At 70.7% G+C, this 23,249-nt stretch carries 22 protein-coding genes and 3 pseudogenes; 10 read left to right on the forward strand and 15 right to left on the reverse strand.

The features are described 5' to 3' along the window. Window positions 1–90: 90 nt before the first annotated feature. Window positions 91–1,008 (forward strand): alpha/beta fold hydrolase, encoded by a 918-nt coding sequence (locus U5640_RS16355; RefSeq protein WP_340376526.1) that lies wholly within the window; start codon window positions 91–93, stop codon window positions 1,006–1,008. A 76-nt stretch (window positions 1,009–1,084) separates the two neighbouring features. On the opposite strand, the pseudogene U5640_RS16360 reads toward U5640_RS16355, so the two are convergent. Both U5640_RS16360 and U5640_RS16365 read right to left on the reverse strand, forming a co-directional pair. Next, window positions 1,085–2,207 (reverse strand): annotated as a pseudogene (locus U5640_RS16360) (hypothetical protein). A gap of 44 nt (window positions 2,208–2,251) precedes the next feature. Further along, on the reverse strand, window positions 2,252–3,079 hold the full coding sequence (locus U5640_RS16365; protein ID WP_340376527.1) for a DUF6585 family protein: 828 nt from the start codon (window positions 3,077–3,079) through the stop codon (window positions 2,252–2,254). Between the two features lie 218 nt (window positions 3,080–3,297). Here U5640_RS16365 and U5640_RS16370 point away from each other — a divergent pair. Continuing rightward, a pseudogene (locus U5640_RS16370) lies at window positions 3,298–3,727 on the forward strand (RNA-guided endonuclease TnpB family protein); the annotation flags it as partial. Window positions 3,728–3,743: 16 nt separating this feature from the next. On the opposite strand, the gene U5640_RS16375 reads toward U5640_RS16370, so the two are convergent. Continuing rightward, the gene (locus U5640_RS16375; protein WP_340376528.1) at window positions 3,744–5,804 is read right to left on the reverse strand and encodes a restriction endonuclease; all 2,061 of its coding nucleotides are present in this window, start codon (window positions 5,802–5,804) and stop codon (window positions 3,744–3,746) included. A 330-nt stretch (window positions 5,805–6,134) separates the two neighbouring features. Here U5640_RS16375 and U5640_RS16380 point away from each other — a divergent pair, with 330 nt between their 5' ends. Then, on the forward strand, window positions 6,135–7,262 hold the full coding sequence (locus tag U5640_RS16380; protein WP_340376529.1) for a haloacid dehalogenase-like hydrolase: 1,128 nt from the start codon (window positions 6,135–6,137) through the stop codon (window positions 7,260–7,262). A 66-nt stretch (window positions 7,263–7,328) separates the two neighbouring features. On the opposite strand, the gene msrA is transcribed toward U5640_RS16380, so the two are convergent. Together msrA and U5640_RS16390 are read right to left on the reverse strand one after the other, a co-directional pair. Further along, window positions 7,329–7,841, reverse strand: a complete 513-nt coding sequence (gene msrA, locus U5640_RS16385) for a peptide-methionine (S)-S-oxide reductase MsrA (protein WP_340376530.1) — start codon at window positions 7,839–7,841, stop codon at window positions 7,329–7,331. A gap of 151 nt (window positions 7,842–7,992) precedes the next feature. After that, window positions 7,993–8,790, reverse strand: coding sequence for a carbon-nitrogen family hydrolase (locus U5640_RS16390; RefSeq protein ID WP_340376531.1), 798 nt, complete (start codon window positions 8,788–8,790; stop codon window positions 7,993–7,995). Between the two features lie 140 nt (window positions 8,791–8,930). On the opposite strand from U5640_RS16390, the gene U5640_RS16395 reads away from it, so the two are divergent. Then, window positions 8,931–10,034 (forward strand): serine hydrolase domain-containing protein, encoded by a 1,104-nt coding sequence (locus tag U5640_RS16395; protein ID WP_340376532.1) that lies wholly within the window; start codon window positions 8,931–8,933, stop codon window positions 10,032–10,034. Window positions 10,035–10,084: 50 nt separating this feature from the next. Next, window positions 10,085–10,504 carry a hypothetical protein gene (locus U5640_RS16400; RefSeq protein WP_340376533.1) on the forward strand — a complete coding sequence of 140 codons (420 nt, stop codon included), beginning with the start codon at window positions 10,085–10,087 and terminating at the stop codon, window positions 10,502–10,504. A 54-nt stretch (window positions 10,505–10,558) separates the two neighbouring features. Here the strand turns inward: U5640_RS16400 and U5640_RS16405 are convergent, their stop codons facing one another. After that, window positions 10,559–11,599, reverse strand: a complete 1,041-nt coding sequence (locus U5640_RS16405) for an NAD(P)-dependent alcohol dehydrogenase (RefSeq protein WP_340376534.1) — start codon at window positions 11,597–11,599, stop codon at window positions 10,559–10,561. A gap of 171 nt (window positions 11,600–11,770) precedes the next feature. Between U5640_RS16405 and U5640_RS16410 the strand changes: the two genes are divergently transcribed. Then, window positions 11,771–12,694 (forward strand): helix-turn-helix transcriptional regulator, encoded by a 924-nt coding sequence (locus U5640_RS16410; protein WP_340376535.1) that lies wholly within the window; start codon window positions 11,771–11,773, stop codon window positions 12,692–12,694. A 2-nt stretch (window positions 12,695–12,696) separates the two neighbouring features. On the opposite strand, the pseudogene U5640_RS16415 reads toward U5640_RS16410, so the two are convergent. The 3 genes and pseudogenes from U5640_RS16415 to U5640_RS16425 all read right to left on the reverse strand — a co-directional run. Further along, window positions 12,697–13,032: pseudogene (locus U5640_RS16415) on the reverse strand (antibiotic biosynthesis monooxygenase family protein); the annotation flags it as partial. Window positions 13,033–13,052: 20 nt separating this feature from the next. Next, window positions 13,053–13,250, reverse strand: coding sequence for a DUF397 domain-containing protein (locus U5640_RS16420; protein WP_340376536.1), 198 nt, complete (start codon window positions 13,248–13,250; stop codon window positions 13,053–13,055). Continuing rightward, on the reverse strand, window positions 13,222–14,085 hold the full coding sequence (locus tag U5640_RS16425) for a helix-turn-helix transcriptional regulator (protein ID WP_340376537.1): 864 nt from the start codon (window positions 14,083–14,085) through the stop codon (window positions 13,222–13,224). The genes U5640_RS16420 and U5640_RS16425 overlap by 29 nt, the downstream gene beginning before the upstream one ends. Window positions 14,086–14,192: 107 nt before the next feature. Between U5640_RS16425 and U5640_RS16430 the strand changes: the two genes are divergently transcribed. Both U5640_RS16430 and U5640_RS16435 read left to right on the forward strand, forming a co-directional pair. Next, window positions 14,193–14,396, forward strand: a complete 204-nt coding sequence (locus U5640_RS16430) for a hypothetical protein (RefSeq protein ID WP_340376538.1) — start codon at window positions 14,193–14,195, stop codon at window positions 14,394–14,396. Next, a complete protein-coding gene (locus tag U5640_RS16435) occupies window positions 14,393–14,782 on the forward strand; it encodes an ATP-binding protein (protein ID WP_340376539.1) in 390 nt (129 codons plus the stop codon). The genes U5640_RS16430 and U5640_RS16435 overlap by 4 nt, the downstream gene beginning before the upstream one ends. On the opposite strand, the gene U5640_RS16440 is transcribed toward U5640_RS16435, so the two are convergent. From U5640_RS16440 to U5640_RS16455, 4 genes are all read right to left on the reverse strand, one after another. Further along, complete coding sequence (locus tag U5640_RS16440; protein WP_340376540.1) at window positions 14,757–15,443, reverse strand: ABC transporter ATP-binding protein; 687 nt, start codon at window positions 15,441–15,443, stop codon at window positions 14,757–14,759. The genes U5640_RS16435 and U5640_RS16440 overlap by 26 nt on opposite strands. 46 nt (window positions 15,444–15,489) lie before the next feature. Next, window positions 15,490–16,950 (reverse strand): ABC transporter permease, encoded by a 1,461-nt coding sequence (locus tag U5640_RS16445; protein WP_340376541.1) that lies wholly within the window; start codon window positions 16,948–16,950, stop codon window positions 15,490–15,492. 135 nt (window positions 16,951–17,085) lie between these two features. After that, complete coding sequence (locus U5640_RS16450; protein ID WP_340376542.1) at window positions 17,086–18,348, reverse strand: Ig-like domain-containing protein; 1,263 nt, start codon at window positions 18,346–18,348, stop codon at window positions 17,086–17,088. Between the two features lie 163 nt (window positions 18,349–18,511). Beyond that, on the reverse strand, window positions 18,512–18,892 hold the full coding sequence (locus tag U5640_RS16455; RefSeq protein WP_340376543.1) for a hypothetical protein: 381 nt from the start codon (window positions 18,890–18,892) through the stop codon (window positions 18,512–18,514). Window positions 18,893–19,001: 109 nt separating this feature from the next. Here U5640_RS16455 and U5640_RS16460 point away from each other — a divergent pair, with 109 nt between their 5' ends. Together U5640_RS16460 and U5640_RS16465 are read left to right on the forward strand one after the other, a co-directional pair. Further along, window positions 19,002–19,370, forward strand: a complete 369-nt coding sequence (locus U5640_RS16460; RefSeq protein ID WP_340376544.1) for an LPXTG cell wall anchor domain-containing protein — start codon at window positions 19,002–19,004, stop codon at window positions 19,368–19,370. Window positions 19,371–19,412: 42 nt separating this feature from the next. After that, on the forward strand, window positions 19,413–20,225 hold the full coding sequence (locus tag U5640_RS16465) for a hypothetical protein (protein WP_340376545.1): 813 nt from the start codon (window positions 19,413–19,415) through the stop codon (window positions 20,223–20,225). An 82-nt stretch (window positions 20,226–20,307) separates the two neighbouring features. On the opposite strand, the gene hutH is transcribed toward U5640_RS16465, so the two are convergent. Next, the gene (gene hutH, locus U5640_RS16470) at window positions 20,308–21,846 is read right to left on the reverse strand and encodes a histidine ammonia-lyase (RefSeq protein WP_340385148.1); all 1,539 of its coding nucleotides are present in this window, start codon (window positions 21,844–21,846) and stop codon (window positions 20,308–20,310) included. A 107-nt stretch (window positions 21,847–21,953) separates the two neighbouring features. Then, on the reverse strand, window positions 21,954–23,105 hold the full coding sequence (locus U5640_RS16475) for a GGDEF domain-containing protein (RefSeq protein WP_340376546.1): 1,152 nt from the start codon (window positions 23,103–23,105) through the stop codon (window positions 21,954–21,956). Window positions 23,106–23,249 lie beyond the last annotated feature (144 nt).

Here is a 23,249-nt window from a genome sequence, read left to right on the forward strand (position 1 = left end):
CCCTGTCGCTCGGCCATTTTCATGATACAGCCGTATCATTTTCATGGTACGGTCGTACCACGATCGAGCTGACGACGAAGGGGGACCCCCGTGCCCAGGACCACGACCGGCGAACGGCTGCGGCCCGATGTGGGGCGGTATGTGAGCGACGTCCTTCGTGAGCGCTACTTCTCCGCGTGCGACGCCGTCTACGCCATGGGTGCGCCCGCTGTCGCCCAGGAGGACGTGGCGACCAGCTTCGGGACGACGCACGTCTATCGGTACGGCCCGGGCGACCCGGCCGACTCCCGCCGTACCCCGGTGGTCCTGGTGCACGGCGCCGGCAGCTGCTCCGCGATGTGGTATCCGAACACTCCGGCGCTCAGCGCCGAGCGAACCGTCTACGCGATCGACACACCCGGCGACCCCGGCCGCAGTGATCAGCGTGAGCCCCTTCACCAGCCCGAGCGTGCCGCGCAGTGGCTGGACGAGACCCTCGCCGGGCTCGGCCTCGACCGCGTCCATCTGGTCGGTTCCTCCTACGGAGGATGGCTCGCCCTCAATCAGGCACACCGCAAGCCCGCACGCCTCGCCTCGGTCACGCTGCTCGACCCCGGCGGCCTCGAGAAGGTCGGCCTGCGCTTCTTCGTCTGGATCTTCGTCAGCCTCTTCGCGACCTCGGCGCCCGCGGCACTGCGCCCACGACTGGCGGCCTGGCTGGAGCAGCCCGTCCTCGTCGTGCCGCAGCTGCGCGCGATGATCAGAACGGGCGTCCGCGCCTACCGCATTCGCCGCCCGGCTCCCCTGCCGCTGTCCGAGGCAGAACTGTCCACCATCCGCACCCCGCTCTATCTGCTGCTCGGCAAACGCAGCCTTCTCGTGCATCCGGCGCGGCAGGTGGAGCGCGTGCCGCGGCTGATACGGGGCGCCCGGGCCGAGATCCTCTCGAACACCGGTCACGGACCCCAGATCGACCACGCGGACGAGGTCAACAGCCGGATGCTGGGCTTCATGGACTCGATCGGCTGACGGGCGCGCCCCCGAACGGGGCCGGCTGCCGCCTTCGAACCGGCGACCGGCTCCCGGCACCTCCGCCGAAGACGGGTCAGCCCGCGGATACCTGCGAAACGGCTTGGCTGTAAGCGTCGCGATACCTCCGCAGCCGGGGGGCGCGTACGGCGGGCAGCCGGACCAGAGTGTCCTGGAAGGCGCCATGATGGGGCGTCAGCGGGTGCCAGGGGCGCGGCGGCTGGGGGTAGTCGTCGCGCAGGACGCCCTCGGGGAGGCGCCCGGTCGCGGGCGTCGGCGAGATCTCGCCCGGGTCGACGAGGTACGCCCAGAACCCCGCTGTCCAGCGGCACCACGGCCCCCTCGTCGCCCGGCGGACGCCAGGACGCCCCGGTGAGGGGATGGCGAGGGACGAGGAGGACATCGGGACGCGCCCGGGGCAGGTGGATCCCCGGGCCGGCCAGGCCCACGGACCGAGCCCCCGATCCGGCCAGCCCCACGGGCCGGGCCCCCGGGCCGGGCAGCCCCACGGACCGGGCCCCGGGGCCGGCGGGGAGATACCGGCCGACGGCGTGGCCGAGCAGCTCGGCGACCGGACCGGCGGGCAGGTGCACCGGGCGGTCCTCGGTGACCGCCACGAGATGGGCCAGGGCGACTCCGACCGCCGCCTCCCAGCGACGGCTCCACGACCCGTCGGGTTCGACGGGAGGGACGCGATGCTCGGCGCGCTGCAGATCGCCCCAGTCAGGAGGCGGACCGGCCCGGAGTGCCGAGAAGCGGCGTACGACCGCGTCGGGCTCGAGCCACACCGTCTGCCACAGTCCGCAGTCGTCCATGCGGGTTGCCACGGCCCGCCCGCACCCCTCGCACGCCAGGTTGGGACCGGCCCGCCCGTCCACACCCCGGCAGTAGCCTTCGCACCTGTCGGGGATCAGGGCCATGGACCGCGAGTCGCCGGGGGCGATGACGATCCTGTTCCGCGCGCCGAAGGAGACGGAGTACACCGGCGCGTACACGCCCTGCCGAGCGGACTCGTCCGCTCCGACCTCCTTCCACGGCCGCCAGGGCGGTCCGGTGGGACGGGGGTCGACGGCGTACGTCGCGGGGTCCATCAGCGCAGGGTGGAGTTCCTCCCACCTCCCGTGGTGGGTGTGGACGGGGAGGGCGACCCGGGACACCGGCGCCGTCAGCTCCGTGCCGCACCCGGCACACGCGAACATGTCCAAACGAGCTCCCCCTGGCGTGGCGCGGGCCGGCCCGCGACTCACCCGGTCTGCCGCGAGGCCCTCCGCAAGGCGTCCGACGCGGTGAGGAACAGAACGGCGTCCGGCACCTCGGAGACCGGCACCCGGACGGGCTTGCGCTCACCGATCACCACCACGCAGATGGTCGACCCCATCAGCTCGACCTCGCTGATCCTCTTCCAGTCCATGACGGTGCCCCCGTGCTCCAGCCCGGCCAGGCTCACCGTGAACGGCCCGAACGCCACCCGCCCGCCGCTCTGCAACGACTCTCCGAGTTCGGCCATGCGGGCCGTGGCGTCCTCCTGGGCCATCCGATTCCGGACCGTGGCCCAGCCGTTCGCGATCAGGGCGCCGATCTCTCGCGCGTCGGACGTGTCGCCCGACACCATGAAGTTGCCGGCCGGCATCTGGACGTACACGGAATGCGTGGTGGCCATGGTGACCCCGTTGCGCACGAGGTCCGTCGCGTGTCGCTGACATCCGGTGATCTCGTCCCAGGCACCGGCGATCGGGGACCGCGCGCCGTCCTGGTACACGACGCCGTGCTCGAAGACGGCACACCATTCCACCGGTTTGAACCATGCGGCCAGGGGGACGGCGATCGCCCCGAGGAAGGAGCACCCGCCGAGAATCATGAAGAGGATCGCGTTCGTCCACTCGCTCTCCTCACTGATGGTGAAGATCATCATCACGCAGAACGCGGTGACCAGCGACAGCATGAACGCGGCCCACCAGGACACCGAACGGGTCCGTGAGCGAAAGGCGTACAGGCCCGCGCCCAACTGCCGCTCCGCCGCCGCTCCCGGCACGGTCGTCGGGATCTCGTCCCATAGGTTTCGAGCCGCCATCGTCGCTCCCCCCGCACACCCAGCTGTGCCACAACAGGCCTGCGGACAGGCTTAGTTGACGGTTCAAAACATCATCGCGATGCTACGGCGCCTGGCCGGAAAGCGGTAGACGGTCGCCGCTCACTCGGACGCCGCCGACTTGCCGAGCTTGTCCAGCTGGGTCCTGATGACGTCCTCCGGGACGGCGGCCGCGGCCGCGTCCCCTGCGCCCCGGGGGCGTGTATGTGGAAGACCTCGCGGTGTCCGGTCTCGGGCGCACCCGGCTCGCCAAGTCCGTGCACGACGCGGGATGGTCCGCGTTCGTGTCCATGCTGGAGTACAAGGCGGCTCGGCACGGCCGCACCTTCGCCAAGGTGGACCGGGCCTTCCCGTCCTCGCAGGTCTGCTCGGCCTGCGGATTCCGGGACGGCCCCAAGCCGCTGCACGTCCGCGAGTGGACGTGCAGCGCATGCGGCACCGTGCACGACCGCGACCACAACGCAGCCCGCAACGTCCTCTTCGAAGGACGTCGAATCGTCGCCGCCGGACGGGTGGAGACGCCAAACGCCTGTGGAGCGCCGGTAAGACGGGCACACGTGCCCGCACAGCGCGGTGAAGCAGGAAGCCCCCCGGAAGGGTCAGACGACCCAGGCCGGAATCCCTGGACTTCAGGCCAGGGAGCACGTCAATCCACCTCGATGCCGAAGTCCTGTACGAGCTCCTCCAGGCCGCCCGTGTAGCCCTTGCCGCCCAGGACGAAGTCCCAGTCGCCGTTCGCCCTGCGGCGGAACGAGCCGAGCACCAACGCGGTTTCGCCCGGCCGGCCGTCGGAGACGTCGAGTCGGCCCAGCTCCGTCAGGCCCGGGTCGAGCAGGCGGATGCCGGCGTCCGTGAAACCGGAGAGGTCGGCGTCCGGGTTGGCCTCGGGGTCGACGGCCGCGACGAGGACGAACCGGTCGGCCTCGCCGGGCAGTCCGTCGAACGAGACACAGATCGCGGCCTTGTCGGGCGCCGTGGCGGGCAGAGCGCGTACCGAGCCGTCCGGCGTCCGCGGGTTGTTGAAGAAGACGAAGTGGTCGTCGCTGAGGACCCGGTTGCCGCGGCAGACGAGAGCGCACACGTCCAGGGCGACGCTTCCGCTCCACGACATGCCGAGGACGTTGTAGTCGTCGGGCAGCCGGGTGTCCGGCGCGGCGGGCGTCGGCCGCGCCGCGGCCTGCCGGCCGCCGTCACCGAGCCGCCCACGCAGCCCATGACGGTGGAGCAGGTCCACGAGTTCGGGGCCCGAGACGAGTTCCAGCGGCTTGCCGTTGGCGAAGGCGTGCGAGCCGGGGCCGAACCCCGACGTCGTCACGAGGACACCTTTGTTGGCGCCGGCGTCCTGCACGGTTCCGTACAGGTCACGCACGGCGGTGGGCGGCACCGTGTTGCGGTAGCGCTTGACCTGCACGACGATCGTTCCGCCTCGGATCGGCGTCGGATCCAGTGCGTCGACGTCCACGCCCCCGTCGTTGGAGCGCTGGGTGGTCACCGCCTGCATCCCCATGGCCCGGAAGAGGTCGGCGACGAGATCCTCGAAGGCGATCGGGTCCATGGCGAACAGGTCGGGTTCCTCGTCGCCGCCGTGCGCGACGACGCGGTTCCCGACATCCTGCGGCCGTCTGCTCGGCCGTACCGGTACGAGTTGGTCCGGTCGGGCCGAGAGCTGGCCGCGCAGGGCGTCGGCCAGGCAACTGCCCGCGTCCACCTGCGCCAGGTGCAGTTCGCGGAACGACGAGCGCGGGGCCATGACGGTCGCGAGAACGATGTGGCCCGGTCGGCCCGTCGTGGGGTCGTGCCCGTCGACGAACCCGTTCAGGGTCACGGACTCCAGGGCGCCCAGCTCGTCCGCGGCGAACAGTTCGTGCAGCACGAGCAGCATGCACTGCGCCAGAACCTCCCGGTACAGAGCACGGCGCTGGCCCACCGGACGGGGCGTCTCCTTGTCCTGGTCGACGCCGGACAGATAGCGCACGGCCTTGACCTCCGGCACGATGCCGTACCCGGGCAGCTCCCAGTCCAGCACCAGTTGACGCGCTGCGGGATCGTACGCCGCCGCCACCTGCCGCGGGAAGCCTTCCGGCCACGCCGTCGAGGCGTAGAGCGCGGCGGAGAAGTACTCGATCACGGAATCGGGATCCTGGCGCCTGACGCCCTCGGTGATCGCGGCGACGCCGGCGTTGTGGCGCCGTACGTCGGCCAGCTGAGCGTCGACGCCTTGCTGGTACTCCCGCTGGTACGAGGCCAGTTGCCGCTGCCGATGGGCCTCCGCCGCCTGCGCCGCCTGCCGGTCCCGTTCGAAGCGTGCGCGTGCGTCGGCCTGCGCCTGGGCCCGGCGATTCGCGGTCCAGCCGCTCTGCGTGTCGTAGTGCCGGAAGTCCGGCATGGGCACGGGCTGCGCCAGCGGTCCCGGAGCGAAGGGCCGGACCACCTCGGGCCGCAGCAGAGAGGCGGCTCTGAAGGCCGGCGCCCGGCAGCCCGAGGCGAGGAGACCTTGCAACGACGCGACCTGCGCGTCCAGTTCCTCGGTGCGCCGCAGGGCCTCCGCCTGCCGGTACTCGCGGTGGCTCTGGGCAGCTCGCCGCTGGTAGGCGCGCGCCTGCTGTTCCTGCTGTCTATGCCGTCTGGCTTCGGCCTCCAGCTGGCGCTGTTGCTGCCGTTGCATCTCGGCCCAGACGCCGACGAGACCGGTAGAGCGACGACTCATGTGCTGCAGGCCCTCCCCAGGACGTTGGCAGCCGACAGGCGCCCCGGTTGTCCCCACAACCAGGTGTAATCAGAAGACTCTAGCCAGCAATCAGTGTCTCGCCTATCCACTCGTCGAAGAACACGATCGCCGAGCACGATCGGCGAACACGATCGCGCACACGTTCAGCCGTCCCCGCAGGTCAACGTGACTGACGGGTAACCAGAACCCCGCGGACAATTTCGTATCGCGCAGCATGTTGCGTATCAAGCAATGACGGGTTCATGATTGCCGCGCTCGACGCGGTGTTCGGACGGCCCGGTGTTCGGACCTCGTTACCAGGGAGGCCAGATGGCAGCACGCAGGGGAAGACGGTTCGGTCTGTCGGCGGTGGGGAGCGCACTCGCGGCGCTGCTGATCGCGAGCGTCGTGGGGCTCTGGCCGCCCCAGGAAGCGACGGCGGCGGGCCCGGACGGGAAGGCCGTGGCGGACCAGCTGCGCCACTGGCCCGCTCCGGTCGCCGAGAAGCTCGGCCAGGTCATCGCGGACCACGCCCACCAGGGCGAGTACGCGGTCTTCGACGCCGACAACACCACCTACCGCTACGACCTGGAGGAGTCCCTGCTCCCCTACCTGGAGATGCGGGGCAAGCTCAGGCGCTCGACGATGGACCCGTCCCTGAGGCTCATCCCCTTCAAGGACACGAAGCACCACAAGGAGAGCCTCTACAGCTACTACAACCGGCTCTGCGAGATCGACGACCAGGTCTGCTACCCCTGGGTCGCCCAGATCTTCTCCGGATTCACGCTGAAGCAGCTCAAGGGGTACGTCGACGACCTCCTCGCGTACGGCAAGCCCGTCCCGGCCGAGTACTACGACGGTGACCGGCTGACGAAGACCCAGGTGCAGCCGCCGCAGTTCTACCGGGGCATGCAGGAGCTGTACCACGTCCTGCGGGACAACGGCATCGAGGTCTACGTCGTCAGCGCCGCCGGCGAGGAGCTGGTCCGGGACGTGCTGTCCGACCCCGCACACGGCTACGGCGCCGAGCCGCAGAACGTGATCGGCGTCTCCATGCTGCTCAAGGACCCGGCCACGGGGAAGCTCACCACCGCCCGCAAGGAGATCGCCGAGGGCCGCTACGACCCGCGCGAGCTGGCCGACGACAAGCTGACCCCGACCCTGTGGGCCCCGCTGACCTGGTTCCAGGGCAAGCCTGCCGCCATCAGCACGTACATCGACCAGTGGCGCAAGCCGATCCTGGTCGCGGGCGACACGCCGGTCAGCGACGGCCCCATGCTCTTCCAGTCCACCGACGTGGAACACGGCGGCGCCAGGATCTGGGTGAACCGCAAGGACAAGTACCTCACGCAGATCCAGGCCATGCAGAAGGCGAACGCGGCCCGTCAGGAGGAGCTCGGCCAGCCGGTGACGGCCGACAAGAACTGGCTCGTGGTCAAGCCGGACGAGATCCGCTGACCCACGGCCGCACCAGGGCCGCACCACGACCCACCCCGGCCGGCCGAGGCCGGCCGGGGCCGGGCGTCAGCCCTCCGTACGGCTCGGCAGTCGCCAGCCCGGGCGGGGGAAGTGGCAGGTGTAGCCGTCCGGGTAGCGCTGGAGGTAGTCCTGGTGCTCGGGCTCGGCCTCCCAGAAGGGGCCGACCGGCTCCACCTCGGTGACGACCTTGCCGGGCCACAGCCCGGAGGCGTCCACGTCCGCGATGGTGTCCTCGGCGATCCGCTTCTGCTCGTCGTCCACGTAGTAGATCGCCGAGCGGTAGCTCAGGCCGATGTCGTTGCCCTGGCGGTTCTTGGTGCTCGGGTCGTGGATCTGGAAGAAGAACTCCAGGAGCGCGCGGTAGTCGGTCCGCTCGGGGTCGTAGAGGATCTCGATGGCCTCCGCGTGCGTGCCGTGATTGCGGTAGGTCGCGTTCGGCACGTCACCCCCGGTGTAGCCGACCCTGGTCGCCGTCACGCCCGGGAGCCGGCGGATCAGTTCCTCCATCCCCCAGAAGCATCCGCCCGCCAGCACGGCCCTCTGCGTCTGCGCAGCCATTACGGCCCCTCCAATGTCGTTCAGCTCGGTCCTCGGCCCGTCGGGCTGTCCGGCTCGTACCTCACCGGCGCTTCCCCCGGCCACTGTCTCAACGCGCGGGGGTCCCCGGCGATTCCGGGCCGCCCCGCCCACTGCGACGCGGGCCGGCACCTCACCGTCGTACGGGCGCCTCGATCGCGAGGACGCGGTCGCGCAGGACGGGAAGCTCGGAGCGGATGCGGGTGAGGTCGGCGAGCGCGAGGTCCGCCGTGACGGTCCGCTCCGTCGTGCCCGCCTCGGCCCGGACCGTGCCCCAGGGGTCGATGATCATGCTGTGGCCGGCCTGCCGCACGGCACCGTGGGCGCCCGTGGCGCAGCACGCCAGCAGGAAGACCTGTTCCTCCAGGGCCCTGGTGCGGGTCAGGAGCTGCCAGTGGGTGAGCCGGGCCGCGGGCCAGGCCGCCGGTACCGCGATCAGTTCCGCACCCGCGTCGAGCAGACCGCGGAAGAGCTCGGGGAAGCGCAGGTCGTAACAGGTGGCCAGGCCGATCACCCCCAGCTCGGTGGGGACGGCCACGATGTCGTCGCCGCCGCCCATCAGCGTCGCCTCGCCGGTGTCGAACCCGTACCGGTGGATCTTGCGGTAGCGACCGCGCAGGTCGCCGGAGCGGTCGAAGAGGAGCGCGGTGTTGTACAAGGTCCCGTCGCCGTCCCGTTCGACGACCGAACCCGCGTGGAGCCACACCCCGGCCTGCCGCGCCGCGCCGGACATGGCGGCGGCGGTGGGGCCGTCGACGCCTTCGGCGTCCTGGTCCCAGCGGTCGTACGCCCAGGCACCGGCCGCCCACAGCTCCGGCAGCACCACCAGGTCGTCGCCCGCCCGGTCGCGGACCAGCGAAGCCGCCCGGCGGCGCCGTTCGTCGGCGGAGTCCGACGCGTCCACGGACAGCTGGATCAGCGAGGCACGCATGGCCGTCACCTCCGGGACCGTTTCGGTACGGTACGAGGAAATATATGAAATATGTTCCCTATGAGGGTAAAGGGGGCCGAGGGGTCCCGGCGCCCCGGAAATCGGTTGCCGGGCGTCGCGCGGCGCGGGCTAATACCCCCATGGCTGACATCCACGGCTCGTACGACGAGCTGTTCTCGGCGGTGCCCACAACTCTGGCCGCGTATCTGGACGAAGGGGACGTGGGCGGCTCGGTGGCCGTGTTCGTCGACGGCGAGGCGGTGGTCGACGTCTGGGGCGGGTTCGCCGACGCGGAGCGGACGGTGCCGTGGCAGCGGGACACGCTCGTCAACGTCTACTCGGTGACGAAGACGATGACCTCGCTGTGCGCGCTGGTGCTCGCCGACCGGGGAGAGCTGGACCTGGACGCACCGGTCGCCCGGTACTGGCCCGAGTTCGCCGCGGCGGGCAAGGAGGGCGTGCTGGTACGGCACCTGCTCGCGCACACGGCGGGTCTGCCGGAGTGGGACGGCCCGGTGGCGGAGATCTACGACTGGCCGGCCGCCACGGCCCGGCTGGCCGCGCGGGCGCCCGACTGGGAGCCGGGCACGGCGGCCGGTTACCACTCGCTCACCCAGGGTTTCCTCGTGGGCGAGGTCGTCCGCCGGATCAGCGGCCGCACCCCGGGCGCGTTCTTCGCCGACGAGATCGCCGGGCCGCTGGGCGCCGACTTCCACCTGGGGCTGGGCGCGGAGCACGACGGCCGGGTGGCGCTCACGGTGCCGCCGCCGGGACGGGACGAGGAGTACGCCGCGAGCGCGCCGGACGCCCCCGAGGGCACCGGCGGGACCCCCCTGCGGGTCCGGGACGGCAACAGCGTGGCCTGGCGCCGGGCCCAGATCCCGGCCGCGAGCGGCTTCGGCAACGCCCGTTCGGTCGCCCTCGTCCAGTCGGTGGTGGCCTGCGGGGGCACGGTCGGCGGGGTGCGGCTGCTGTCGCCGGCGGGCTGTGCCCGTGCGGAGGAGGAGCAGTTCGACGGTGAGGACCGTGTGCTGCACCAGTCGATGCGCTGGGGGCTCGGCTACGGCCTGTTCGGCAACACGATCGGCTGGGGCGGCTGGGGCGGCTCGCTGGTGATGATCGAACCCGAGTCGCGGATGACGGTGGCGTACGTGACGAACCAGATGCGCGAACCGGCGCAGGACACCCGCGGGATGGAGGTCGTGATGTCCGTCTACGACGGGCTCAAGGGCCTGCGCGGCTGATCCGGGCAGGGCGGGGGAACCTCCGCGGCCCGGTGCACATCCTGAGAGGCATGAGTACCGACACGCTCACGGACCTGGACACCGGCCCTGTCACCGGGCCCGGCACCGGCACGGCCGGCGAGGGGTGGCGGATCTCCTCCGCCTCCGTCGTGCTGCTCGCCGTCGGGGTGCTGATGGCGTACGGCTTCAACGTGTTCGAGGACCGGCACGCCGCCGCCGAACTGGACGCCTGCCGTACGCTGCCGCACACCTGGCCGATGTATGCGGCGGCCTGCGCCGGGCTGCTCGCCACCCTCGCGGCGGTGGCGCTCGCCGGACGGCGGCTGCTGCTGCCGCGCCGCCCGCGCGGACCGGTGCAGATGGCGGGGATGGTGCTGCCGGCCGCGGTCCTGCTGCTCGTGCTCCAGGCCATGATCGTGTGGTCGGTGTTCCAGCCGGCGTCGGGCGGAGCGCTCGACTGCCTGCGCTGACGGGACGGGAGAGGGGCCCCGGGCGCACCCGCCCGAAGCCCCTCTCCTACGGCGTCAGATCGTCGCCGTGTCGATCACGAACCGGTAGCGCACATCGCTCGACAGCACGCGCTCGTAGGCGTCGTTGATCTCCTCCGCCGGGATGACCTCGATCTCGGCGCCGAAGCCGTGCTCCGCGCAGAAGTCCAGCATCTCCTGCGTCTCCGCGATGCCGCCGATCATGGAACCGGCGAGGGTCTTGCCGCCGCCGATCACCGAGAACAGGTTGAGGGAGATCGGCTCCTCGGGGGCGCCCACGTTCACCAGCGCGCCCTCGGGCTTCAGCAGCGACAGGTAGGCGTTGAAGTCCAGCGGGGCCGAGACCGTGGAGAGGATCAGGTCGAAGGTGCCGCGCAGGTTCTGGAAGGTCTGCTCGTCGCTGGTGGCGTAGTAGTGGTCGGCGCCCAGCTTCAGGCCGTCGTCCTTCTTGCGCAGCGACTGCGACAGCACGGTCACCTCGGCGCCGAGCGCGTGCGCGATCTTGACGCCCATGTGGCCGAGGCCGCCCATGCCGAGGATCGCGACCTTCTTGCCGGGACCGGCGTTCCAGCGCTTCAGCGGGGAGTACGTGGTGATGCCGGCGCACAGCAGGGGGGCGGCGACGTCGAGGGCGAGGCCGTCGGGTATGCGGACGGCGAAGTTCTCGTCGACGACGATCTTCTGGGCGTAGCCGCCGTAGGTGGGCTCGCCGTCCTTGCCGATGGCGTTGTACGTGCCGACGGCGCCGCCGGTGCAGTACTGCTCCAGGCCGGCCTTGCAGTTGTCGCACTCGCGGCAGGAGTCGACGAGACAGCCGACGCCCACCCGGTCGCCGACGGCGTACTTGGTGACGCCGGGGCCGACCTCGGAGACGATGCCCGCGATCTCGTGGCCCGGGACCATCGGGAAGATCGCCTCGCCCCAGCCCTCGCGGGCCTGGTGGATGTCGGAGTGGCAGATGCCGGCGAACTTGATGTCGATCAGGACGTCGAACTCGCCGACCGGACGGCGCTCGATCGTCGTGCGCTCCAGCGGAGCCTTGGCGGCGGGTACGGCGTACGCGGCAACGGTGGTCATGCCGGGGATCTCCTAGGGGGGGTTTGTCGTCCCGGCCTGCCTTCCGGCCGGTACGGCGTCCAGCGTGCCGCACCCGCGGGGATCCACCCAGGTCACACTTCTGCGTACGTCTGCCGTGCCTACCACTGGCGGGGTCAGGATGCTGGTCGTACGACCGTGAATACTGGACGTATGGAGTCCACCCCCGAGGCCACCGCGACCGGCGCGCCCGAGCCCTCCGGCACGCCGCTGGACCGGCGGGCCGAGCTGAGCGAGTTCCTGCGCACCCGGCGAGCCCGCCTCAAGCCCGAGGACGTGGGGCTGCCGGACTTCGGGCGGCACCGCCGGGTGCCGGGGCTGCGGCGCGAGGAGCTGGCGCAGCTGGCCGGGGTGTCGGTGGCGTACTACACCCGCCTCGAGCAGGGCAACGGGCGGAACGTGTCGGCGGAGGTGCTGGACTCCATCGCCAGGGCCCTGCGTCTGACGGACGCCGAGCACGCGCACCTCACCCACCTCGCGAAGCCGAAGCACAAGAAGAAGCAGGCCGCACCCCAGCAGCAGGTACGGGTGTCGTTGCGGCAGCTCCTCGACAGCATGGACGGCGTGCCCGCGTACGTCATCGGGCGGCGCACGGACATCCTCGCCTGGAACCGGATGGCGGCCGCGGTCTTCGGCGACTGGGCCGAGCTGCCGCCGGCCGAGCGGAACTGGGCGCGGATGGTGTTCCTCAAGCCGGAGTACCGGGAGCTGTTCGTGGACTGGGAGCAGAAGGCGATCGACATCGTCTGCGCGCTGCGCATGAACGCCGGCTGCTATCCCGACGACCCGCGCCTGTCCGCCCTCGTCGGTGAACTCTCCGTCAAGAGCGAGGAGTTCCGCCGTCTGTGGGCGACCCACGACGTGAAGGAGAAGAGCCACGGCGTGAAGCATCTGCGGCACCCGCTCGTCGGCGAGCTCTTCCTCAACTTCGAGGGCTTCAAGCTCGCGGACGACGGCGACCAGACGCTGGTGACCTACCACGCGGACCCCGGCTCCCCCTCGGCGGAGGCGCTGCGCCTGCTGGCGGCCTGGGGCACGGACGCGACCCGGGCCGGCGCTCAGACGCCGTCGGTCTGACCCGGCGGAGCCGAACCCGCTCCGCGTACTGCCGTGACCTTGTAGTGCCGCATCTCCTCTATCGCGGCGACGTACGGCCTGATCTCGGCGAGGAAGGCCGGGAACAGGTCCGACTTCCGGAACCCCTGGAGGTGGTCCTCGGTGGACGTCCAGGTGATCCGCAGGATGAAGTGCTCGAAGTCCTCCTCGCAGCGGGCCAGTTCGTAGCCGACGCAGTGCGGGGAGGCCGCGAGGTGGACCGCGGCGCGGGTGTAGGCGGCGAGGAACTCGGCCGAGCGTTCCTCGGGGATGCGGTAGCGGATGTACTCGACCGTGGTGGCGGGCTCGGATGCCGTCATGGAGAGAGGACCGTGTTCACTCAGCGCAGTGATGCGAGGAAGGGGGACCAGGCGGTGGGGGTGAGGAGGAGGACGGGGCCGTGGGGGGTTTTGGAGTCTCGGACGGGGACGAGATGCGGGATGTTGGCGGCGACTTCGACGCAGTTGCCCCCATCACCGTTGCTGTGACTGCTCTTCATCCAGAGCGCGTTACTCAAGTCGATCCGCTTGCTCGCCATGTCGGGAATCCTCTGCCGCCGCCTTGATCATCGCCAGGGACGTCTCCGGTGACAACGCGACGGCCCTGAGCCGATCGTATGCCTTGCGGTACTGCTTCACGAGGGCCGGATCGTCGATGGTGTCCCCGCTGTACGAGGCCTCGGTGTAGACCAGCGGCGGCGCATCGGGGAAGGTCATCACCATGACGGAGGCGGCCATCAAGGGATACGGGCCGCAGGTCCGCGGAACGATCTGCGGAGTGATCCGGTGCCGCTCGGCCAACTCCACGACCCGGTCCAGCTGGGCCGCCATGTCCCGTGGCGGGAGGATCGGCTCGGCGATCAGCGACTCGTGCAGGATCACCCAGTACTCCGGCGTGGAGTGATCGTCCTCGAACAGACGGGCACGAGCGAGCCGGGCCGTCACCTTCTCCTCAACCCACTCGTCAGTGGCCGCCGGATGGGACGACCGGACCAGGGTCCGCGCGTACGGGGCCGTCTGGAGCAGCCCCGGAAAGGTGACGGGGCACCACTCCTCGATGCACTCCGCGTGTCTCTCCGCTTCGAGGACCTTCTCGAAGTACGCGGCATGCGGACCCCGCCGCGCCTTCCGCACGTCCTCACAATGCCGCTCGAAGAACCCGTCAGTCCCCAGCACCCGATCCGCGTGCCGCGCCAGATCGATCGGCATCCTCCGCTCGCCGTGCTCGATGTCGCTGAGGTACGTCTTGCCGTAGAAGCTCCCTTCGAGGAACGCGTCCAACGACAGTCCCGCCGCCTCCCGCTTCCACCGCAGCTCCTTGCCGTAGAAAGTCGGAACGCTCGTCGAGCCGTCAATGTCCTTGCCGCGAGCCACCGCTCACCCTCCTCCGCCGTACGGATCGCGAACGCGAAACGTCTTTCACGGTAGCCAGCGGGGAAGCATTCTGTGAGCGTTTCGTCACAGTAAGCACAGGAGAGCCCGTGGCCAGCCCCGACGACTCGATCGCCTGCGTGGAGGAACTCCGCGCCGCCCTCGCCCTGCACGCCATCACCCTGCCCTCGCTCCGGATCGACCTGCCGACGTTCACGTCCCCCTACCGCCAGACCCTGGTGGCACTCGGGAACTGCAACCCCGCCGTCGCCCGCGACCTCGCCGCCCTCCTCAGGAAGGCCGCCGAGAAGTGACCTTCGAACTCAGCCTCCTCGCCACCCCGAAGTCCGTCCCCGACCTGCGCGGCCGGCTCCACGCGCACAGTCACGACGTCCGCCTCTGCCTGAGCGAACTGCTCACCAACGTGATCGACCACCTCGGCGAGGGCACCCCGGTGACGGTCCGCGTCACCGGGATGTCGTACGGCCGTACCCGCATCGAGGTGACGGACCCAGCCCCCCGCACCCTGCCCGCCCCCCTCCAGGCGGCGACCACCGCGGAGTCCGGCCGGGGACTCGCCCTGCTCGACGCGCTCGCGGAGAGGTGGGGCGTCGAGCAGGGGGTGGACCGCAAAACCGTCTGGTGTGAGGTGGCGGAGTCGTCGGGTCACCGCATTAAGAAGACGCCGCGTTCTCCTTGACCGTGATCCTGCCCTTGCGGATCGTCGCCAGGCGCGGCGCCTTCTTCGCGATCGCCGAGTCGTGGGTGACCATGATGAAGGTCAGCCCCAGCTCCTTCCACATGCGCTCCAGGACCTCCATGATCTCGTCGCGCATGCTCTCGTCGAGGTTGCCGGTCGGCTCGTCGGCCAGGAGTACCTTCGGCTGCTTCACGAGCGCCCGCGCGATCGCGACGCGCTGCTGCTGGCCGCCGGACAGTTCCGAGGGGAGGTGGCCGAGGCGCTCGCCGAGGCCCACCGACCCCAGCGCCTCCGCCGCCCGTTCGCGCCGGTCCTTGACCTTGACGCCCAGGGGGACGAGGGCCGTCTCGACGTTCTCCTGGGCCGTGAGCGTCGGGATGAGGTTGAAGGACTGGAAGACGAAGCCGATGTTCTCGCTGCGGACCTTCGTCAGCTTGGCCTCGGAGAGTTTCGCGAGGTCGGTGCCGTCGAGGACGACCTCGCCCTCGGAGGGGCGGTCCAGGCCGCCGAGCATCTGGAGCAGCGTGGACTTACCGCCGCCGGTGGGGCCCTGGATGACCAGGCGGTCGCCGTCGGCGATGGTCAGGTCGACGCCGTCGAGGGCGTGGACGGTGTCCTTGCCGCGGGTGTAGCGCTTGGTGACGCCTCTGAGTTCGTACATGGTGGGGTCAACTCCCGGAGTTCGTAGGGGGGCCGGCTGGGCGGGGCTACTCGACTCGGCGCAGGGCGTCCGCCGGTCGGAGCCGTGAGGCCCGCCAGCCGCCGAACGCGCCCGCGATCAGGCCGCCCGCCACCGCCAGGCCCACCGCGACGGCCACCGTCGTGACGCTGACCGGTGCCGTGAGGGCCACGTCGAGGGTCCTGGACGCCGCGCGGCCGGGGCCGCCGAAGCCGCCGCCACCGCCACCGCCGAAGCCGCCCTGTCCCCTGGCACCACCGCCGCCCAGGGAGGCTTCCAGGGTGGGGCTGACGGCCGTCACGGCGTACGCGCCGGCGAGGCCCAGGGCGATGCCGAGGGCGCCGCCGAGCAGTCCGTTGACCATGGCTTCGCCGACGACCTGGCCGGTGACCCGGCGGGACTTCCAGCCGAGGGCCTTGAGGGTGCCGAACTCGCGGACGCGCCGGGAGACCGCGGAGGAGGTGAGCAGTCCGGCGACCAGGAAGGCGGCGACGAGGACGGCGATGGACAGCCACTTGCCGACGTTGGTGGCGAGGGAGGAGGCCGTGGAGAGGGAGCCGGAGACGGTGTCCGCGAGGTCGGCGGAGGTCGTCACCGTCGTACCGGAGACGTTCTTCTGGATCGCGGACTTGACGCTGTCGATCTTCTGCGAGTCGGTCGCCTTGACGTAGATCGTGGTGACCTTGTCCTTCGCGTCGCTGATCGTCTGGGCCTGCTTCAGCGGGATGTAGACGTTGGCGGCGGAGTCACCGCTGTCGGCCGTGGCGATGCCGATCACCTTGAACGTGACGCTCTTGACGGTGACGGTCGAGCCGACCTTGAGCTTCTTCTCCTTGGCGTACGCCGAGTCGACGACGGCGACCTTGGCGTCCGTCTCCGAGGTGGTGAACGTACGACCGCTGGTGATCTTGGAGGAGGTCAGCGGACCGAGGTCGGGTCGGGTGACGTCGGTGCCGAAGACGGAGTAGCTGTTGACGTCGAAGTCGGCTCCGCCGCCCCGTACTTCACCCTGCGGCTGGCCGCCCTGACCGCCGCCGCGGCCGCCCTGCTGCCCGCCGCCGTTCTGCTGGAACTGGCCGCGGGTGAACTGGCCGCTGACCTTGATCACCTGGAGGCTCAGGCCGCCGACCGCGTCCGCGACACCGCTCTGCCCGCCGACCTTGGAGACGGTGCTGGTCGCGAGGGTCTGGAAGCCCTGGACCATGACGCGGTCGGTGCTCTGCTCCTCGCCGGAGTCGTTGTCGCGTGCGTCGAACTGGAAGCGCGGGCGGTCCGAGGCGCTCGCGGTGGGCGAGGCGGCCTTGGTGACCGTCATGTCCGTACCCAGCCCGTAGAGGCTCTGCAGGACCTTGTCCTGGGCCTTGCCCATGCCGGAGGACACGGAGGAGACCACGATGACCAGCGCGATGCCCAGCGCCAGTCCGGAGGCGACGACGAGGGCCGCCTTTCTGCGGCGGCGCAGCTCGCGCCTCAGGTAGGTGAAGAACATGCGCCGCAAGGTAGGTACGCCGCGTGATGACTCCATAAGGCAGCCATAAGAGGAGCATGAGAAGGCTGTGGTTGCCCCCGGAAACACCGATGCCGCCCCTGGGGGCGGCATCGGAAAGCTGTGGCTGACCAGCGGTCAGACGGCCGAACCGGCCTTCCACTGGGCCCAGTCCATGTTCCAGCCGTTGAGGCCGTTGTCGGGGGCCACCGTCTTGTCGCCGGTGTTCTTGACGACCACGACGTCACCGATGATCGAGTTGTTGTAGAACCACGCGGCCGGCGTGCTCGCGTCGTTGGCGCCCTTGGTGTCGGACAGGCCCACGCAGCCGTGGCTGGTGTTCACCGCGCCGAAGATCGACTTCGCGCCCCAGTAGTTGCCGTGCACGAAGGTGCCGGAGGTGGTCAGGCGCATGGCGTGCGGGACGTCCTTGATGTCGTACTCGCCCTTGCCGTCGGAGTCGGTGAAGCCGACCGTCGCGCCGTTCATCCGGGTCTCCTTGAACTTCTCGGAGATCACCATCTGGCCTTCGTACGTCTTGTTGTCGGGCGAACCGGCGGAGATCGGGATGGTCTTGACGACCTTGCCGTCCTGCGTGACCTTCATCTGCTTGGTCTGCGCGTCGACGGTGGTGACCTGGTTGCGGCCGATCTTGAAGGTGACCGTCTTCTGCTGGACGCCGACGACACCGTTGGCGCCCTCGACACCGTCGAGCGCCAGCTTCAGCGTGACGGTGGAGTTCTCCTTCCAGTAGTCCTCGGGACGGCAGTCCATGCGGACGGTGGAGAACCAGTGGCAGACGACCTCCTGGCCGCTGCTGGAGGTGACGGTGATGCCCTTCTGCACGTCCGCCTTGTTGGTGATCTCCTTGTTGAAGTTGATCGAGACGGGCATGCCGACGCCGACGGTCGAGCCGTCCTCCGGCGTGAAGTTCGCTATGAAGCTGTTGTCCGGGGAGACCGTGGTGAAGGACGCGTTCTCGTGGGCCTCCAGGCCCTTGGAGTCCTTCGCGCTGGCGGCGACCTTGTAGGTGGTCGAGCGCTCCAGCTGGGCGTTCGGCTTCCAGCTGGTCTTGTCGGCGGAGAGCGTGCCCTCGACGGCGGTGCCCTCGGCGGTGGTCATCGTCACGGCGGTGAGCGTGCCCTTGCTCACCGTTACGGCCGCCGAGTTGTTGATGGAGGCGTTGTTCGAGCCGTCCGCGGGTGTGATCTTGATCTGTGCCGCGGAGGACTTCTTCGCCGCCGCCTCGTCGGCCTTCGCCTGCGAGGAGCTGTCCTTGCCGTCCGAGGCGCTGCTGTCGCCGCTGGAACACGCGGTCAGCATCAGCACACCGCCGAGCAGTGCGGACGCCGTCATCAGACCTCGGCGCCGCCTACTGTCCGTCATCACACGCTTCTCCATCGTTGCCGATTCCCTGAAACCCCGAGAGTCACCGTCGAGAGTCCCCGTAGTCCCCGTTGAAAAACTTAAACGCTGCGACCGGTCGGCCCCGTTCCACGTTCTCGGAATGTGTGGGGCACGCCACGTCCACGGGGACGGGTGGTGCGGAGGTCGGTCCGTGCGTCTACCGAGACGGCGAAACCCCGGGCGGCGGTTGCAGGTCGTCCTCACCGCCGTCGCCGTACTCGTCCTCGCCATCATCGTCGTAGGGACCCCACTCAGGCGAGTCCGGGTCGAAGTCGATCAGCTCCGTGGACCAGGAGGCCCGGTGGAGTTCCACCCCGGGCACCTCGCTGACCAGGTCGAACGGATCGACGAGATACGCGATCGCCTCGGCGGTGTCTTCCGTCACAGCGCTCCGGGCGTGGACGCGCTCGGCGTCCGGAAGTTCGGGATCGCCCTCGATCCGCCCGACCGCCGCCCCGGTCAGCTCGTCCGGCTCGCGCACCTCGACCACCAGGTCCACCCGAACCCGTACAAAACGTGATGTCTCCTCAGTGCTCATGCCCGGAGCGTACGGCTCACAGCTCCCGCAACTTTCCCGCGACCCGCGCCTTTCACTAGCATCGGGGTCCAGGGCCAATTCGCCAGCGTCACAAGGGGATCGATATCCGGTGTCATCCGCTCGCCGTCCGTTGCTGACCGCCACCGCCGCGGGCACCCTGCTGGGCGCCCTGTGGTTCGTCCCGTCCGCCAACGCGACTCAGGACACCGCGGCCAGAACCGGGACGACGACGCAGGTCACAGCGCAGGCGCGGGCCGCGTCCTCGACGACGGCGACGACGACGGACGCGACCACCGCTTCGAACGACGCCTCCACCGCCGGGTCGGCCACCGCGTCGACCGTGTCGGACGACGGCACCCGGCTCGCCGACACCGGAAGCTTCGACACCACTCCTTATGTGGTCGGCGGAACCACACTGCTCGCACTGGGCGCCGGTTTCGTCGTTTATTCGGTTCGCCGGGAACGCCTGGGTTTTTGAAATCACTTGACTGTTCTTTGACAGGCGTTTCATAGTCCGCCCATGAAGAGATCATCGGGGGCGCGGCTGTGCTCCACAGCCGCGATCGGCGCACTGTCACTCGCCCTGCTCACGGGCTGCTCGTCGGACGAGGGGTCGAAGAAGGGCTCCGGGGACTCCAAGGGGTCCTCGTCGTCCTCGTCGTCCTCGTCCTCGTCGTCCGGTGCGGACGCGAAGGCCCTGACCTCGGCGGAGCTGGAGAAGCTGCTGCTCGCGCAGGGGGACGTCAAGGGCTACAAGGTGGCCGACGGAAACGACACGCTCCCCAAGTCCAAGTCGGCCGTGAAGACCGACAAGGCGGCGTGCGACCCGCTGGCCTGGGCCACGGCCGGGCTCGCCCCGGGCGAGACGGACGCGAACGCGAGCAACACCGTCTCGACGGACAAGACCTCCGACGCCCCGACCGCGCCGGGCGACGTGAGCGGGGCCGACATCGAGGGCGCGTTCGACATCACCCTCACGTTCGTGGGTCTGTCCTCGTACGACGGTGACGGCGCCGAGAAGGCGGTGAAGGCCGTGTCCGACGGGGTCACCGCCTGCGCCGGCGGGTACGGCCTGAAGGCCGAGGGCGAGACCTCCAAGGTCACCAAGGTGGCCGAGGAGAAGGGCACCGGGGGCGGCGACGAGTCGGTGGCGTTCTCCGAGGCCGTCGACATGGACGGCGAGGGCACGGCCACCTTCCACGCCGAGGTGGTCCGCAAGGGCAACACCGTGGCCACGTTCTACACGGTCAACTTCGCCGCGTTCGCCGACGGCGGGGACATGGGCCCGGTCCCGGCGGCCGTGGTCACGGCCCAGCTCGGCAAGCTCAAGTAACCCGCAGGCGCCACACGCAGCACATCGGGCCCTGCCGTCACTTGCGTACGTCCGTACGGTGTGACGGCAGGGCCCGATCGCGTTACCTCAGCGGCCCCGTGACGGTCTCCGCCGCCGCGAGCAGCCGTCCGTCGCGCACGAACGCGTCCGCCGCCGCGAGGTCGGGCGCCAGGAACCGGTCGGGGCCGGGCCCCTCGACCCCGGCCTTGCGTACGGCGTCGAGGACCGCGCGGGTCGCGGGCGCCGGGGTGAGTCCCTCGCGCAGTTCGATGCCGCGGGTGGCCGCGTACAGCTCGACGGCGATGACGCGGGTGAGGTTGTCGACGGCCGTGCGCAGCTTGCGCGCCGCCGACCAGCCCATCGACACATGGTCCTCCTGCATCGCGGAGGACGGGATCGAGTCCGCCGAGGCCGGTACGGCGAGCCGCTTCAGCTCGGCGACCAGCGCGGCCTGCGTGTACTGGGCGATCATCAGCCCGGAGTCGACACCGGCGTCGTCGGCGAGGAACGGCGGCAGGCCGTGGCTGCGGTTCTTGTCCAGCAGCCGGTCGGTGCGCCGCTCGGCGATGGAGGCGAGGTCGGCGACGGCGATGGCGAGGAAGTCGAGGACGTAGGCCACGGGGGCGCCGTGGAAGTTGCCGTTGGACTCGACCCGGCCGTCGGGCAGGACCACGGGGTTGTCGACCGCCGACGCCAGCTCGCGCTCGGCGACCAGCCGGGCGTGGGCCATGGTGTCGCGTCCGGCGCCCGCGACCTGCGGGGCGCAGCGCACCGAGTAGGCGTCCTGGACGCGGGGGGCGTCGTCCTGGTGGTGTCCGGTGAGCTCGGAGCCGGCGAGGACGGCGAGCATGTTGGCGGCGGAGTCGCCCTGGCCCGGGTGCGGGCGGATGGCGTGCAGCTCGGGCGCGAGGACCTTGTCGGTGCCGAGCAGCGCCTCCAGGCTGAGGGCGGCGGTGATGTCGGCGGACTTGTAGAGCCGGTCCAGGTCGGCGAGGGCCATGATCAGCATGCCGAGCATGCCGTCGGTGCCGTTGAGGAGGGCGAGGCCCTCCTTCTCGCGCAGCTCGACCGGGTCGATGCCGGCCTCGGCGAGCAGTTCGGCGGCGGCGCGCACGGTCCCGTCGGGGCCCTCCGCCTCGCCCTCGCCCATCAGCGTGAGGGCGCAGTGGGAGAGCGGGGCGAGGTCGCCGGAGCAGCCGAGGGAGCCGTACTCGTGGACGACGGGGGTGATGCCCGCGTTGAGGATGTCGGCCATGGTCTGCGCGACCTCGGGCCGGACTCCGGTGTGGCCGGAGCAGACGGTCTTCAGGCGCAGGAACATCAGGGCGCGGACCACCTCGCGCTCGACGCGCGGGCCCATGCCGGCGGCGTGCGAGCGGACGATGTTGCGCTGGAGCTGCGCGCGCAGTTCCTGGCTGATGTGCCGGGTGGCGAGAGCGCCGAACCCGGTGGAGACGCCGTAGACGGGGTCGGGCTTGGCCGCGAGCGCGTCCACGATCCCGCGGGCCGCCGCGAGGGCCGCGACCGCCTCCCCGGAGAGCTCGACGCGGGCGCCGCCGCGCGCCACGGCGAGTACGTCGGACGCGGTGACCCCGGACGTCCCCACCACCACAGTGTGCATATCCATATTCAGGAGCGTACGCAGTGAAGACGAAGATGTCACCAGTGGGTGCGCGGTTCACCCCTTACGGAATGCGTCACATTCGGTCGTGGGCCGGTCCGGGCCGGTCAGGGCAGGCCGCGGAAGCTGCGGCGCTCGGCCGCGGGCCGCTCCCCAGGCGGCTCGTCCGCCAGACGTACGACGGGATCGTCGGGCCCCTCGCGGCCCGCGACCACCGGCCGCGCGGCCCGTACGGCCTTGGCACGGTACTGGGCGGCGTCCGCCAGCCGGAAGAGGCGGCGGGCGGTGCGCACCGGCCCGATGGGATCGCCGGTGGAGGCGACCCCGCAGGCCACCCCCTCGCCCAGCTCCAGCTCCCCGGCCCGGCGGCACAGTTCGTCCGCCACCCGCACCACGTCGTCGGCGCCCGGTCCGGCGGCGAGCAGACAGAACTCGTCGCCGCCGAGCCGGGCGGCCAGCGCCCCCGGCAGCATGGCCCCGCACAGTGACAGCACCGACCCGAACCGCTCCAGCAGCCGGTCCCCCACGGCGTGCCCCAGGGTGTCGTTGACCCGCTTGAGCCCGTTGAGGTCGCAGACCACCAGGCTCACCACGGTCCCCCGCTCCCGGTGCTGCTCCACCGCCTCCTCCAGGCGTACGTCGACGGCGCGGCGGTTGGCAAGGCCGGTGAGGGCGTCGGTGAAGGCGAGCCGGCGGGCCTCCTCCAGCCGCTCGGTCTGGGCGAGCCCGGCGGCGACGACGGCCGCGAGGACCGTCGCGAAGTCGGCGTCGGCGCGGTCGAAGACGGGGGTGCCGACGGAACGGGCGACATACAGCTCGCCCCAGGCGCGGCCGTGCAGCACGATCGGCGCGACGACGCACGAGCCGCGCCCCCGCCGGCGCAGGGCGGCGACCCGCTGGTGGCAGTACCCGGGCCGCCGGTCCTCGGCCGGGCCCTCCGCGGTCTCCACCCAGGCGTTGGGCTCGCCGCCCCCGGACACCCAGCGCTCGTGCAGGAACTCGGTGATCTCGGGGAACTGGTGCACCGGATAGGCCTCGGCCTCGGGGAACTCCTCCTCGCCGGCCGCCCGGTCCCCCACGTTCACCAGGACCCGCAGCCGCCCCAGGTCGCGCTCCCACACCGACAGCGCGGCGAACCCCCCGGCCAGCGCGCGGCACGCCCCGAGCGCCGCCGCCCGCCACGACTCCCGGGGCGTGTGCGCGGCGGCCATCCCCTGCGCGAGCGCCACGACGGCCGCGAGGCGTCTGTCCTCACCCATTGCCCCAGGTTAGGGATATTTACTACAAAACGGGATGCGGGAGGGCACTTGGAGTGACGGGTGCGCGGCCCGGGGCGCGGGCGTCGGCTCCCGGCGCGGAGTTCACTGGCGGCGCGGAGTTCACTGGCGGCGCGGAGTTCACTG

Source organism: Streptomyces sp. SS7 (genome assembly GCF_037993025.1).
Taxonomy (GTDB): Bacteria; Actinomycetota; Actinomycetes; order Streptomycetales; family Streptomycetaceae; genus Streptomyces.

What these genes read in the sequence shown, in the direction of transcription:
- msrA (WP_340376530.1), bottom strand. Translation starts at nt 7,841, where the DNA reads ATGGCTGCGCAGACGCAGAGGGCCGTGCTGGCGGGCGGATGCTTCTGG.
- U5640_RS16455 (WP_340376543.1), bottom strand. Translation starts at nt 18,892, where the DNA reads ATGAGCACTGAGGAGACATCACGTTTTGTACGGGTTCGGGTGGACCTG.
- U5640_RS16400 (WP_340376533.1), top strand. Translation starts at nt 10,085, where the DNA reads ATGAGTACCGACACGCTCACGGACCTGGACACCGGCCCTGTCACCGGG.
- U5640_RS16365 (WP_340376527.1), bottom strand. Translation starts at nt 3,079, where the DNA reads ATGGCGGCTCGAAACCTATGGGACGAGATCCCGACGACCGTGCCGGGA.
- U5640_RS16390 (WP_340376531.1), bottom strand. Translation starts at nt 8,790, where the DNA reads ATGCGTGCCTCGCTGATCCAGCTGTCCGTGGACGCGTCGGACTCCGCC.
- hutH (WP_340385148.1), bottom strand. Translation starts at nt 21,846, where the DNA reads ATGCACACTGTGGTGGTGGGGACGTCCGGGGTCACCGCGTCCGACGTA.
- U5640_RS16395 (WP_340376532.1), top strand. Translation starts at nt 8,931, where the DNA reads ATGGCTGACATCCACGGCTCGTACGACGAGCTGTTCTCGGCGGTGCCC.
- U5640_RS16440 (WP_340376540.1), bottom strand. Translation starts at nt 15,443, where the DNA reads ATGTACGAACTCAGAGGCGTCACCAAGCGCTACACCCGCGGCAAGGAC.
- U5640_RS16405 (WP_340376534.1), bottom strand. Translation starts at nt 11,599, where the DNA reads ATGACCACCGTTGCCGCGTACGCCGTACCCGCCGCCAAGGCTCCGCTG.
- U5640_RS16410 (WP_340376535.1), top strand. Translation starts at nt 11,771, where the DNA reads ATGGAGTCCACCCCCGAGGCCACCGCGACCGGCGCGCCCGAGCCCTCC.
- U5640_RS16450 (WP_340376542.1), bottom strand. Translation starts at nt 18,348, where the DNA reads ATGGAGAAGCGTGTGATGACGGACAGTAGGCGGCGCCGAGGTCTGATG.
- U5640_RS16445 (WP_340376541.1), bottom strand. Translation starts at nt 16,950, where the DNA reads ATGTTCTTCACCTACCTGAGGCGCGAGCTGCGCCGCCGCAGAAAGGCG.
- U5640_RS16420 (WP_340376536.1), bottom strand. Translation starts at nt 13,250, where the DNA reads ATGGCGAGCAAGCGGATCGACTTGAGTAACGCGCTCTGGATGAAGAGC.
- U5640_RS16465 (WP_340376545.1), top strand. Translation starts at nt 19,413, where the DNA reads ATGAAGAGATCATCGGGGGCGCGGCTGTGCTCCACAGCCGCGATCGGC.
- U5640_RS16475 (WP_340376546.1), bottom strand. Translation starts at nt 23,105, where the DNA reads ATGGGTGAGGACAGACGCCTCGCGGCCGTCGTGGCGCTCGCGCAGGGG.
- U5640_RS16375 (WP_340376528.1), bottom strand. Translation starts at nt 5,804, where the DNA reads ATGAGTCGTCGCTCTACCGGTCTCGTCGGCGTCTGGGCCGAGATGCAA.
- U5640_RS16380 (WP_340376529.1), top strand. Translation starts at nt 6,135, where the DNA reads ATGGCAGCACGCAGGGGAAGACGGTTCGGTCTGTCGGCGGTGGGGAGC.